This is a genomic window from Syntrophomonas curvata (genome assembly GCF_052976825.1).
Map to the genome: position 1 here is coordinate 1609896 of NZ_CM129641.1, position 12612 is coordinate 1622507.

Sequence of the window (12612 nt, forward strand, 5' to 3'; positions counted from 1 at the left end):
GCAAGCTAAAGTGGGAGGTAAGGATAATGTCCGATTTTATTAAAAAAAGAGCCCGTAACGAGATTTTTGACCTTAAGCCCTATGTGCCGGGTAAACCGGTAGAGGAAGTTCAGCGGGAATTGGGGATAGACAATATCATGAAGTTAGCTTCCAATGAAAACCCGCTGGGGCCTTCATCCATGGCCAGACAGGCAGTTGGCGGGATGTTGGACCAGATGCATGTTTATCCGGACGCCAATTGCTTTTACCTCAAGCAAAAACTTGCGGAAGCCTATAATTATGATATACGCGGGATTCTCGTGGGTAACGGTTCGGATGAATTGCTGAAGCTGTTGGCGGAAACCTTTTTAAATCCTACTGACCAGGTCGTATATGGGCAGCCTTCCTTTTCTGAATATGAATTTACCGCCACCATAATGGGGACAAAATCAATCAAGGTTCCCTTGATTGATTTTAAACATGATTTAAAGGCTATGCTGGCTGCAGTAACCCCACAAACCAAAATCGTATATATATGCAATCCCAACAATCCTACCGGAACCATGGTTTCGGAGGCCGAAATAGATGCATTTATGGCGCAGATTCCGGACGATGTACTGGTAGTCTTTGACGAAGCTTACAGCGAATATGCTCAAAATCCTGCTTACGGCAGCGGATTGAGATTTGTTCGCGCAGGGCGCCATGCAGTAGTGCTGCGGACCTTTTCCAAGATTTACGGACTGGCTGCATTACGGGTAGGTTACGCCCTGACTACACCGGATATAGCGGCTGCGGTGGAAACGGTAACTGAGCCTTTTAACGTAAATATGCTGGCCCAGGTAGCTGCGGCTGCCGCTTTGGATGATAAGGAGCATTTACAGAGGAGCAGGAAAGTGAATCAGGAAGGTAAACACTATCTCTATAAAGAGTTTGAAAAAATGCAGCTTGACTATGTACCCACTGAAGCCAACTTTATTTTTGTCGATACCGGTAAGGATTGCAAAGATGTGTTCGAAAAACTCCTCCGGCAGGGTATTATCATACGTTCCGGCGATATTTTCGGCTATCCTACTTTCATTCGGGTGACAGTAGGCAACGAGGAAGAGAACAGGCGTTTTATAGATGGCCTGAGGAAGGTTCTGGGGGCTTAGCAAACAGCTCATGTTGATTTTAAAAGGGCATTACTCCGATAAAGGACTGTGCGAGGAGATGGCAGCGCAACTGGGCATCCTTGATACCCTGGCGGAAAAGCCGGTATTTTTGGGTATCGGGTCGGAACGCCACATACTGGACTGCCTGGGTCCGTTAACCGGCAGCATGATAAAGGAGAAGGCTGCTTCCTTGCCGGTCTACGGTACCCTGGATGAGCCTCTGAATGCGACAAATCTTGGTAGCCGCATGGAGTTAATCAGACAGCAGCACCCGGGCTGTGTGGAAATCGCCATTGATGCGTCGCTGGCAGCTGCGGATGATTTAGGCATGGTAAAGCTTTTTCGAGGAGCATTGCAGCCGGGTAAGGCCGTAGCAAGGAAGCTGGAACCAGTAGGCCATTTTTATATAACCGGCATAGTAGCAAGTCAGGATGACAAGCCCAAACTGGGCAGAAGCAGCTTCGGGAGCATCAGCCATGTATACCATATGGCGCGATTGATCAGCGATGCCATAGGTATTTGGCATAACTCCCGCTTTTAAAAAAAGCGGCAAGCATTTGTTCCGGATTACTCAACCGTTTACATAATCCCTCTAGATGTGCTATTATCTTGGTGAAATAGCCGTGATTAATTGGACGACGACTTAAAGGTTATGCGTATTTCGTATATGGTGTAGCCTTTCGTCCTTATTAAGGATGGAAGGCTCTTTGTTTATTCTGAAATGAGGGGCAGGGAAGAACAATTATTATGAAGAAACTTATGATAGGCAATGATGCTATTGCCAGAGGGGCCTATGAAGCTGGCGCTACTGTGGCTACCGCCTATCCTGGCACACCCAGTACGGAAATAGTCAGCAGTTTTGCCCGTTACCCCGGCGTTTATGCCGAATGGTCGCCTAATGAAAAGGTGGCTATGGAAGTCGGCGCCGGGGCGTCGATGGGTGGAGCCAGAACCCTGGTAGCTATGAAGCATGTTGGGGTCAATGTTGCGGCTGACCCGCTATATACCTTCGTCTATACCGGTGTTAACGGTGGACTGGTTATCGTCTCGGCTGACGACCCGGGTATGCATTCGTCGCAGAACGAGCAGGACAACCGGGGCTATGGGCGCTTTGCCAAACTGCCGGTTATAGAGCCCTCCGACAGCCAGGAAGCCAAGGATTTTACCCGTCTGGCCTTTGCTATCAGCGAAGAGTTTGATACCCCGGTTATGCTGCGCATCACCACTCGCCTGGCTCATTCCCAGACCCTGGTGGAAGAAGGGGAGCGTCAGGAAGTTGGAATAAAGGACTATAAAAAGAATGCTCCCAAGAATGTTATGCTGCCGGGTTTTGCCCGGGAGCGACATGTGGAAGTCGAAAAAAGACTGCTGCGGCTGAAGGAATATGCCCATACCAGTGAGCTAAACCGGATAGAGTGGGGCGATCGCAGCCTGGGCGTTATTACCAGCGGCGTATGCTACCAGTATGTTAAAGAGGTTCTGCCTGATATATCAGTGCTGAAACTGGGTATGGTAAACCCTCTGCCGGATAAAATTATCCGTGAATTTGCCGCCGGGGTTGAGCGCCTGGTAATAGTGGAGGAACTGGAACCAGTAATCGAAGAACAGGTGAAATCCTGGGGAATTGCCGTAGAAGGCAAGGAACTGTTTACTCTCCTGGGCGAATACAGTCCCGAATTTATAGAAGAACGACTGGGTGGGGCAGTTCAAAATGCCGGCTTTGGTCTGGATAAAGAGATTCCGGGGCGGCCTCCCCTGATGTGCCCCGGTTGTCCCCACCGCGGCGTTTTCCATACCTTGAAAAAAATGCGTCTGACGGTAATGGGTGATATAGGCTGCTATACCCTGGGTGCCTTAAGTCCCCTGGACGGTATGGATGCCTGTGTTTGCATGGGTGCCAGTATTGGCACCGCGATGGGAATGGAGAAGGCCCGGGGCAGTGAGTATGCCGGCAAAGTAGTGGCAGTAATCGGTGATTCTACCTTTGTCCATTCCGGGATAACTCCGCTTATCGACATCGTATACAACCAGGGGACTTCTACGGTAGTGATACTGGATAACAGCACCACAGCCATGACCGGTCACCAGGATCACCCTGCCACCGGGTTTACCATCAAGGGGGAGCCTACCGCCAAACTGGATTTGGAGGCACTGGTAAAGGCCATAGGAATAAAAAATGTCCGGGTGGTTGACCCGCTGCAACTGGATGAATTGGAGCAGGCATTGGAAGAGGAACTGCAGCGGCGGGAACCCTCGGTTATCATAGCCAAACGCCCCTGTGCCTTGCTTGAGAAACCGCCCGCCGGCAAGAAAATGGTTATTGAAAATGAACTGTGCAAGGGTTGCAAGCTCTGCGTCCGTATTGGCTGTACCGGTATCTATTTTGTTGAAGATACAAAACTGGCGGTTATCAATCCCAATACCTGTGTTAACTGTGGCCTTTGCGCCCAGGTTTGCACCTTCGATGCGATTAAGATAATGGAGGGTTAGTTATGGCAGGCAAAGTGACGAACATTCTTATTGTTGGTGTTGGTGGTCAGGGTACGCTGCTTACCAGCCGGATACTGGCCCAGGTAGCAGTGCAGCTGGGACATGATGTAAAGGTGTCGGAGATACACGGTATGGCCCAGCGCGGCGGGAGTGTAGTTTCCGAGGTCAGATATGGTGAAAAGATATATTCACCTATTATTAAAAAAGGTGATGCCGACATTATACTGGCATTTGAAAAACTGGAAGCGGCCCGCTGGTTGGATTACTTGAAACCCGGGGGAATGGTTATCATAAATAATGACCGGGTTGACCCGCTCCCGGTCATGAGCGGCAAGGTCAAGTATCCGCAGGATATTGACCGGCGTGTGGCCGGGCTGGTAGAGCGTACCCTGATCGTGGATGCCAGCGATATAGCAGTGGCATGCGGCAATGTACGGGCTGCTAATGTAGTGCTGGTGGGAGTTCTGGCAGCGGCCACCGGCTTGCCGGGAGACGAAGTGGAAAAGGCTATCCGGGAAATGGTTCCCGCCAAAGCATTGGAGATCAATATCAAGGCTTTTAAAGAAGGGCAAAAAAAGTATAGCAATATTGCCTAATCTAATTTTAGAAACGGGGCGGGAAGTATTTATGCTTTCCGCTTTTTTAAAAAGGAGAAGAAGGTGCGCTGCACAGTTGATGGAATCAGCCACCAGGGCGAGGGGGTAGCTCACATCGGTGGCAAGGCGGTATTTATCCCCAACGCCCTGCCCGGTGAAGAACTGGAAATAGAAATAACGGAAGAACGTTCCCGCTACAGCCGAGGGCGAATTCAGCGGATTATTGAAAGATCACCGGAACGGGCTGAGGCTTGCTGCCCTCACTACTATGACTGCGGCGGTTGTGCCTATCAGCATGTGGAATACAGCCGGGAACTGGAACTTAAGAGACAGGTAGTCCAGGATGATCTGCTTCGAATTGGCCATATTGAAACAGAAGTTAAACCGGTAGCGGGTATGCAGTCACCCTGGCGCTACCGCAACAAAGTAAGCTGGCACATAACCAGGGACAGCGATCGTCCTCGCCTTGCTTACTACCGGGGCAGCAGCCACGATTGGGTAAAAATCAATGACTGCCGGATTATCTCCCGTCGCATGCAGGAAGCCAGCCATTATCTGGAGCAAATACTTCCCGAAATCCAATTCAAGCCGGGGGCAACGGCTGTAATAAGGCAATCAGCCGTTGATCACAGCCTCATGCTCATTCTTTATGGGCTTCAGGCTGCTCCTGCCAGTTCGGCCATCGACAAACTCAGTAAAACATTTAATTCCATATATTTTAGTCTGGGTAACGATAAGGCCTTAACTCATGCCAGTGGCTCAAAATACCTGGAAGGCAGGTTGGGGGAAATTAAATGCAGAATCTCTCCGGAGTCCTTCTTTCAGGTAAACCAGCAGCAGGCCGACCGTATGATGGAAATCATAAAGGGGCAAGCTGGTTTGTCCGGTTCGCAAGTAGTTCTGGATGCTTATTGCGGCACCGGCACCATCGCACTTAATCTGGCTTCCCGGGCAGCGTCAGCAACCGGAATTGAAAGCAATAAATCCGCCATTGAAGATGCAAGGTTTAATGCCTTCCGTAAAAATATTTTTAACGCCGAATTTATAACCGGCAATTGTGAAGAGGTACTGCCTTCGCTTAGTAAATCACTTGACCTGGTCATATTAGACCCTCCCCGCAAAGGCTGTCAAAGGCAGGTCATAGATGCCGTCATAACCAGCAACCCCGCCAAAATCATCTATGTCTCCTGCAACCCATCCACCCTGGCCCGTGACCTGGCACTGTTCAAGGCATCAGGCTACAACCCCTTGGAAGTGCAACCTGTGGATATGTTTCCTCGTACGGCGCACGTGGAGACGGTAGTATTGATGTCAAGGGTAAAAGAGTGAGTGTACGGAAAACCCAGTAAATAAGGCATTTCTGTGGTTTCCGGATTTTCAAGTTGTACACTCAGAACGGTTTTTTGCTTATGCGAGGAAATCAGTCTATGAGGGCAGATTCCGTTCGCGGGAGAACAGGATTGATACCGGGCTTTGGCGATAGGACAGAATAGATGTTTTGGCTTTTTGGGACTTGGTGAGAGGACAGGATAGATGTTTTTTGGATTTTGGCGTATGCGTGGGAACTAATCAGATAGATAATCAACAATTTCTTTGGTAATATGTGCTTGATAAGTTATCAGGGGAAATGATATATGCCGTCAAAGTAAAGCAATTAATGATGATTTACCACGCCGCGAAAGGAGGCAGCCGATGAGCAAATACAGTTTTTACTATGATGAATCTGAGCATAGCCGGAAAATCAACCACAAAACCATTACTGCGGAGAATTACTTCGACAGCTTTATTGCGGTTGTCGTTGGCTGGCTCTCCAACAATCAGGCAGGCTTGTATGAAAGATACGCAGCGTTTGAGTCTAAGTATCAGCACAGGCAGTCAAACGGCGAACTAAAAAGCACTACTATCAAGCAAAGCCAACTAAAAAGTGGTTTTGCCTCCTTGAACGCTGACAACCTCTCCTTGTTAGAGGACTTCTTGACGCTGTTCGATGAAAGAATCCTTGTCTACTATGCTGTCACAAGCAAAATCGAGTACATCATTCGTCAGCTATTTGAGGACTACGAAAACAGCCTTTTCGTGGATATGGATGCGATGAAATATTCCATTACGAAGGCAATAGTCTTGTATCAGCCAAGCGAAATTATGGCGGGGATGTATAATAATACAGGTGAACTTATTGGCTTATTGAAAGACTTCTTTACAGCCCAAATCGAAAAAGATAAGGCAAACGAAACGCTGAAGCAAAAGGAGATCGAGCAATTCAGCCAAATTCTCTTGCTCTTGGACGACGTGTCCACGATTAAAACAATTGACTGGAATTATGATATTGCTTTCGTGGGATTCAGAAAATTTCTGGATGAAAAAGGAATTCATGATTATTCGATTACCATAGACAAGGAAGGCGAAAATAGCAATACGGTAAAAGCCGCTGAACGAGTGGGTGTATGCTCAGTTTCCGAGGCAGACTCATTGACTTCCTGCGGAATTCGTATGGCTGATATGTTGGCAGGCATCATTTCAAAGTTGCTTAAGGCACTACATAGCGCACTGGAATATGCTTCGCCTGAAGAACTGATAAACAAGAAGATTCTCAATAAGAGCTGGTTCGTCGTCAATGAGCGACAGCTTGCCCTTTACAAGAAATTGCACCAAGTGGCCATTGAATTGAACAAGGCATGGTATAAGGCGTTTGCCGTAACATACCCGGACGACTTGATTGTGTTCATGGCTCTCTTAGGTTTCATGAATCATTTTAAATCGGTGGAAGATATAAAAAAAGACCTTGATATGCAAGGTGAGTATTTCAACGCTTATTGTTGTGAACATCTTGCTGAGCATTTTGAACAGATGAGAAACGGCAGGCAAATACCGGCGTTGCCAATTGATGCTGTTACAGATAATGACTTATCTAATGGTTTTGTAATAAATCGTCGAGGTGCAAAGGTTTACTTCGACATTGACAGGCAACCTTTGCTTGAAATAAAAAACGGACACCAAACCCTCGATGTATTATCAGTAGGCTTAAGTAAAGAAATGATTCCAGTAATTACGATTGTAGAAGAAGACGAAGTAAAATGCTATCGAATTCCAAGAGAGTTATCTGAATGGGCGATGACTTTTGTTGGTTTAGCAAATATGGGCGAGAACATGTTCCCATCTAAAGTTGTGTTTTCAAAGACGAAAGACGGATATGTTGCCGATATTTTATAATGATAATACTCAGTTAAACAGCAATAATACCATGAATAGCTATAAAATTGCCGTTACTCATGACGAGCTCCATGCAAAGCCAGATGCTGCTGGCGGTCTTTGCATGGAGTAATAGGGAATAACCGCCGCTCATGCTGGTTTTGCTTCTTGATGATTTCGATTTTCAAGAGGAGGAAAGCCTACATGAACTATTCAAAATATGAAGCAATGAAACGGCTTATAGCGGATATGAAGTTACCGGATTATCGCTATGAGCAAATTATAAAAGCAATCTTTTCACAACGCATTTCAACTTTTGAAAGTATGAGCACACTGCCTTTAAAGTTGAAAAAAACTTTGATAGATACCTTCGGGCCCATCTATCTGCTGCACGGTACCGGTTGCGTGTCAGACGTCAGGACAAGCGGATAAAATATTAATTTCACTGCCGGATGGCAACCGCGTGGAAATGGTAAATCTACATTACAAAAAGGGGTGGGAATCTTTTTGCATCTCGTCCCAGTGCGGCTGCGGTTTTGACTGCCAATTTTGTGCGACGGGAACTATTGGTCACAAACGCAATATGACTGCCGATGAAATTACAGATTCAAACGTGTTTGATGCATTGAACATTGCATCAAGCGGCTGACGCATGAATTCCCTCAAATTAATTTGGCCTTTTCGCTGCACTCGCCTTTTGAAAAACAGCGGAGCGATGCCTGTTAATCGTTCTTTTCCGCTCCATGAGGTAATGGAAGCGTTGGATAATCATATCCGGCATACCGGGCGGCGATTGTTTCTTGCCTATATCATGCTAAATGGTGTAAAACGATTCGGTGGATCACGCAAAAGCTTTGGTACACCTGTTGCAGAACCGTGGATCATGGGCACATTTGTATCATGTGGATCTTATTCCATATAATTCTACAGATAAAACGTCACGAAAATTTGCAGCATCTGACAGAGGCACTATAAAAAGATTTAGTGATATTTTACATGCGGAAGGTATTAGTGTGGCCATGAGAACACAATTTGGTTCTGACATAAGCGCTGCATGCGGACAACTCTATGGTGTAGAAAAAGATTGAATAGCAGTTGTTGAATCATTTCATAAGAAAAATGAGTTATAACTGTAAACGGATTATTTTACAAGGTGGTTTAGATTAAATAGTAATTATACAGGGGAGAAATAGTATTTTATGAAAAACATAATGACTATTACGGCACGAGATTCCGACACGGTAAACCGGCTGCTTGATATCTGGGAATCAGCTGTGCGGGCAACACACTTATTTTTGACAGAAAGAGATTTTGAATCTTTAATACCGGAAGTAAAACAGGCTATTTTGAGCATTACACATTTATACTGTTTTTGTGATGAAAATGGTACAAAAAAAGGATTTATCGGTATCGAGGATAACAAAATTGAAATGCTGTTTGTTCATGCTAGTGCAAGGGGAAAGGGAATCGGCAAAAAGCTCATTAATTATGTCGTACAGAATTTGGACGCTAAGTATGTAGATGTAAATGAGCAAAATACACAAGGGGTGGGCTTTTATAATTATCTGGGCTGTAAAGTAATAGGACGGTCAGAATTTGATGAACAGGGCAGACCTTTTCCAATACTGCACTTTAAAATCAATAGGCCTTAAGTTTATATAAGAAAGGATAATTTTTTACATGATAAAAGCAATCTATATCTCAAAATCATTGATAACAAAGGCATTAGTAGGTAAATTCCAACACATTTGTTTAAAATGTTTAACACAGGTACCCTGTAAATGAAAAGTTTTATTAAAACCGTTGACTCTTACCTTGGAGGAGGGCTCATGATTATTCATGAGGTGAACAATTATGCTGTACACGGTTAAAGAAGTTGCAGAAATAGCAGGAGTCACTATAAAAACACTCCATCACTACCATAAAATTGCTTTATTGCAGCCCTGTGAGATAACAGATGCCGGCTACCGTCTCTATGGGGAAAAAGAACTTGAGCGTTTGCAACAGATATTATTCTACCGTGAGCTTGATTTTTCGCTTAACGATATCAAAAAAGCACTGGAGGATGAACCGAGTCGACTAGTATGCTTGACTGAACAGCAGGAACTGCTCATCGCGCGCAAGCAGAGACTGGACTGTTTGCTAAAGACTATTGGAGATTCGATTGTCCTCGCCAAGAAAGGAGTAATCATGGATAAATCAGCGATGTTTAACGGCCTTAACAATGAGGAATGGGAAAACGCACTTTCGGAACAGAGCAAATACATTAAAGACAAATATGGATACAAATTGCCGAAAGTAGAGGATGCTCAAGTTGATAATTTAAATGAACAAGCGGGAGAAGCAAAACAGTTTATTATCAACGTATCAGATGCCCTGAAAAATGGCTGGAAAGCAAACGATAAGAGAGTGCAACAGTTATTGAAAAATCATATTGCGTTTTTAAATAACCGTGGACATAATATTGATGCTAAATCCTTCGCAGCTCAAGCAAGGTTCTTTTTGGAGGATGACTTCCATAGGAACATGCTCGAAAGTCAGCAACTTGGGCTTTCCTACTACCTTTGTATAACTGCAGATATATATGCGGCTTCAAATTAGTGGAGGTTGCCTGCAATCCTCTTTTCTGTAATTAGTAATTACAATCACTAAATCTAACCGAGCGAAACGCAAATAAAGCAAGGCATCCTACGTCCGAATCCGTAGAGTGCCTTGCTCATTTTTTATTTATTCCGAGAGTGTAAAATTATTTGCTGATTTTTATTGAGAACAGCTTCACAGGTAAGGCGGAAATGGAGAACGGTCTGCCGCAAAGCCGCAGTGAGGGGCATGGCTTTGGGATTAAAAGCATGACCATGATCGCTGAGGAATATAACGGATACTGCTCCTTTGAGGCAAGGGCGAGATATTTACCCTGAGAATTGTGCTGCCGCTACCGGGGCGTCAGGCTGTATGAAAAGTCCATTTCAAGTCTTGCGCGGTGTTTTAGACGGGATGACTGCCTCCGAGCAGGAAAAATGGCTTTCAGGGCTGTAGGTCCACTGCTATATAGCGGATCGGGATCAACTTGTCCGGGTATATTGAAACAGGCGGGGGTGAGGCGATTGTGACATTATTATAGCGGTAGGGCCATAGCCCTGGTGAACACGAGATACGTCAGTTCCGGCGAAGGATTGCAATGGGCATTCCTAACCTCCCGAACGGCGACACCCTGGGTTTTACGGAACAAACGGATCGTTTGGGCTATCCGTTCCGAGGACGCAATGCCGGGTGGAATTACAGCCCGAATGGATACAGGGTTTTATTGGGAAGGATTATGGAACTGTAAAAGGAAATATGATATTTGTATATATAAAGGGGGGTGAATTATGTCCTATTATATCGATGCGAGCAAAGTAAGACTTGATGATCTATTGATCAGAATAACCGAATCCGACTTAGTACCAAGCCGTAGTATGCTGTTGGAAGATATTAAGGAGAATTTCAGCAAGCTTAAAATGAATGGAGTCTTGACTTTAGCCGACTTTCGCAAAGCTGTAAAAAACTCAAAAAATATTGGGCCTTTTGCTGAAAAAACTGAAATTAGCGTTGATTACTTAACATTATTACGAAGAGAAGTTGAGAGCTATTTCCCCAAAGCATTTCCCGTAAGCGCTTTTGTGTGGCTTGGCAGAAGTCAAATAACCAAATTAGAAGCCAATGGCTACAAGAATACGGTTTTACTTTATGAGGCCTTGGAATTACCAAGTAAGCGCGAGGAATTGATTAAGTCCATTGGTCTTGAAAAAGACTTTGCAGACAAAATATTTACTTTAGCTGGCCTCACAAGAATCCAGTGGGTAAATCCGGTATTTGCAAAGGTACTGGTTGATGCAGGCTATTGGAATGCAAAATCGATTGCTGAGGCTGATCCCAAAGATTTGCATGAAGCTGTTGCAAGAATTAACGAGGAAGGTCAATATTTTAAAGGGAAAATAGGACTCAGAGATATGAAAAGGCTGGTAAAAGCGGCAGCATATGTAAATTGGTGATAAATAATTGGATGGTAGAAAAGGCGATTTGTTCGGTCTGTCTGATGACACATAATTAGTGGGTATTCCTCGTTATATCTTTCCCTTGGTCTTCAGCCATTGAAGCGTGTCGGCAACCGATTGCCGGAAAGGGCGGACTGTGTAGCCGAACTCGCGCTTTGCCGCTTCACTTGAAAAGTTCGAGTTGCTTGTCAGTGTAAGAAGAGAGTATTTGGTGAACAAAGGCGTCTGGTTTTTTATTTGGTAATATGCGCCGAAGAAAGGCAGCAACAGGCGGGCCGTCCATAGAGGCAGCATATGCTTGACAAGCCGTGCTCCGGTCAGTTCGTGCACATACTGAAAAATTTCTTTAACGGGCACATAGCGATTGGCGAGAATATAGCTTTTGCCGCTTACGCTTTTTTCACAGGCAGCCACTACCCCTTTGGCGACATCCCTTACGTCGGCAAAATCATATCCTCCCTCGATTCCGGCAGGCAGCCTGTTTTTCGTGCAATTGAGCAGGAACTGGGTTAAATATCCCATGGAGTAATCATACGGGCCGCACAAGCCCGAGGGGAAGATGATGATGGCATTCAATTTCCCGCCATTAGCTGCGTCCATTACAATTTGCGAAGCTCGCGCTTTGGTTTTGGCATAAGCTCCGATAATCTTGTCGGGGTTGAATTCAGTTATTTCAGTAATGGTTTGCCCTTTTGGAAGCTCCGGAATAGCATGAACCGAGCTGATATACACCAGCTTTTTTACCTTCGACTTTATGCACTGGTTTACGATATTTTGGGTTCCGCGTACATTAACGTTGAAAATTTGCTCACTGTAATTCCATGCGGTAGACACTATTCCGGCACAATGAATGACAATCATTTCCGTGCCTTCGGGAACATGGAAATATTTGCATAAATCATCAGGGCTTAATAGATTCCCCTCGACTATTTCAGCCGGTGCGGGTATATGCCTTGCCGCTTTATCGTTGGGAAGAACAAGGGCGCGCACACTCTTTCCTTGCGCCAAAAGCTCCAGGACTATGCTTAATCCCAGATAGCCTGCGGCTCCTGTAACCAGGTACTTTACGGCCATTGTTCTTCCTCCGTTTCAGTTTGTTAAACAATTTGTTGATTATCTTTCGTGATTTTAGTATATTAAACTCGTGTAATATAATCAACCGACAGATTGTTA

At 45.3% G+C, this 12612-nt stretch carries 11 protein-coding genes and 1 pseudogene; 11 read left to right on the forward strand and 1 reads right to left on the reverse strand.

Going from position 1 to position 12612, the window contains the following annotated elements:
* Nucleotides 1–26: 26 nt before the first annotated feature.
* From hisC to ACU70B_RS07245, 11 genes and pseudogenes are all read left to right on the forward strand, one after another.
* Nucleotides 27–1130 (forward strand): histidinol-phosphate transaminase, encoded by a 1104-nt coding sequence (gene hisC / locus ACU70B_RS07195; RefSeq protein ID WP_447185665.1) that lies wholly within the window; start codon nucleotides 27–29, stop codon nucleotides 1128–1130.
* A 10-nt stretch (nucleotides 1131–1140) separates the two neighbouring features.
* Nucleotides 1141–1671, forward strand: coding sequence for a spore protease YyaC (gene yyaC / locus ACU70B_RS07200; RefSeq protein WP_447185666.1), 531 nt, complete (start codon nucleotides 1141–1143; stop codon nucleotides 1669–1671).
* 206 nt (nucleotides 1672–1877) lie between these two features.
* Nucleotides 1878–3620, forward strand: coding sequence for an indolepyruvate ferredoxin oxidoreductase subunit alpha (gene iorA, locus ACU70B_RS07205; RefSeq protein WP_447185667.1), 1743 nt, complete (start codon nucleotides 1878–1880; stop codon nucleotides 3618–3620).
* Between the two features lie 2 nt (nucleotides 3621–3622).
* Complete coding sequence (locus ACU70B_RS07210) at nucleotides 3623–4216, forward strand: indolepyruvate oxidoreductase subunit beta (protein WP_447185668.1); 594 nt, start codon at nucleotides 3623–3625, stop codon at nucleotides 4214–4216.
* 63 nt (nucleotides 4217–4279) lie between these two features.
* Nucleotides 4280–5545 (forward strand): 23S rRNA (uracil(1939)-C(5))-methyltransferase RlmD, encoded by a 1266-nt coding sequence (gene rlmD, locus ACU70B_RS07215; protein ID WP_447182898.1) that lies wholly within the window; start codon nucleotides 4280–4282, stop codon nucleotides 5543–5545.
* 363 nt (nucleotides 5546–5908) lie between these two features.
* The gene (locus ACU70B_RS07220) at nucleotides 5909–7426 is read left to right on the forward strand and encodes a hypothetical protein (RefSeq protein ID WP_447182899.1); all 1518 of its coding nucleotides are present in this window, start codon (nucleotides 5909–5911) and stop codon (nucleotides 7424–7426) included.
* Between the two features lie 183 nt (nucleotides 7427–7609).
* A pseudogene (locus tag ACU70B_RS07225) lies at nucleotides 7610–8493 on the forward strand (radical SAM family protein).
* 111 nt (nucleotides 8494–8604) lie between these two features.
* Nucleotides 8605–9057, forward strand: a complete 453-nt coding sequence (locus ACU70B_RS07230; protein WP_447182900.1) for a GNAT family N-acetyltransferase — start codon at nucleotides 8605–8607, stop codon at nucleotides 9055–9057.
* A gap of 202 nt (nucleotides 9058–9259) precedes the next feature.
* Nucleotides 9260–10006: a MerR family transcriptional regulator gene (locus tag ACU70B_RS07235; protein ID WP_447182901.1), complete on the forward strand. Its 747-nt coding sequence runs from the start codon at nucleotides 9260–9262 to the stop codon at nucleotides 10004–10006.
* 149 nt (nucleotides 10007–10155) lie between these two features.
* A complete protein-coding gene (locus ACU70B_RS07240) occupies nucleotides 10156–10323 on the forward strand; it encodes a GHKL domain-containing protein (protein ID WP_447182902.1) in 168 nt (55 codons plus the stop codon).
* 450 nt (nucleotides 10324–10773) lie between these two features.
* Nucleotides 10774–11436: a DUF4332 domain-containing protein gene (locus ACU70B_RS07245; protein WP_447182903.1), complete on the forward strand. Its 663-nt coding sequence runs from the start codon at nucleotides 10774–10776 to the stop codon at nucleotides 11434–11436.
* A gap of 72 nt (nucleotides 11437–11508) precedes the next feature.
* On the opposite strand, the gene ACU70B_RS07250 is transcribed toward ACU70B_RS07245, so the two are convergent.
* On the reverse strand, nucleotides 11509–12513 hold the full coding sequence (locus ACU70B_RS07250) for an NAD-dependent epimerase/dehydratase family protein (RefSeq protein WP_447182904.1): 1005 nt from the start codon (nucleotides 12511–12513) through the stop codon (nucleotides 11509–11511).
* Nucleotides 12514–12612 lie beyond the last annotated feature (99 nt).